1 pseudogene is annotated in these 723 nt (G+C 76.8%); it reads left to right on the top strand.

Going from position 1 to position 723, the window contains the following annotated elements:
* Positions 1 to 548: pseudogene (locus tag G6556_RS19005) on the top strand (hypothetical protein); the annotation flags it as partial.
* Positions 549 to 723: the final 175 nt, after the last annotated feature.

Genomic DNA, 723 nt, shown 5'->3' with positions numbered 1-723 from the left:
CGCAGCACGCCCCGGCCGACGACGAGCAGTCGACGCGGTCCCGCGGCCGCCGCGCCGCGGCCGGTTCGCCGGCGCCGGTGGCCGAGCCCGCGCACCGGCCCGGCGGCGGTGCCCTGCGGCACGTGCTGGGTGCGCTCGTCGGCCTGGTCGTGGGCGCGATCGGCGTGTGGACGGTGCTGTTCGGGCAGTCGCGCGTGCTGGCGGCGCAGGCCCCGGGGTGGGACGCGTCGTACGACGCGATCGGCGTCGTCCTCGTGACGGCCGGCGTGCTGGTCCTCGCCGTCGTGCTCGGCCTGGGTCTGTGGACGCCCGCGGTGCCGATCAGCGCGGGGCTCGTCGCCTCCGTCGTGGGCGTGGTGCTGCTCTACGTGCCCGCCACGACCCACGTCGACATCGTCCGGTGGGTCGCCACGGACGGCACGGAGTACTCGGTGGTCCGGGCGACGGTGACGGCGACGTCGGGGACGGTGTTCGTCGTCGGGGCGCTGCTGCTCGTCGCCGGTCTGGTGCTGGCCGCCGCGCGTCGCCGCTGGCTGCCGCGGGTCTGAGCACCCAGCCGGGCGGGCGCCACCGCGCGCCCGCCCGGCGCCGACAACCGCACTCGCCAGGGACGAAAGTCCTACTAGAGTGCCCAGAGACGCGGCATCCGAGCCGCGCCAGCCCGCACCGACGTCGTTGCGCTGGAGGCACACGTGGCCCTCGACAGCTCCACCCCGCAGTCCG

Origin of the sequence: Cellulomonas sp. IC4_254, assembly GCF_011603975.1 — a bacterium.
GTDB lineage: Bacteria > Actinomycetota > Actinomycetes > Actinomycetales > Cellulomonadaceae > Cellulomonas.
This window is presented reverse-complemented; position numbering and strand designations above follow the sequence as displayed.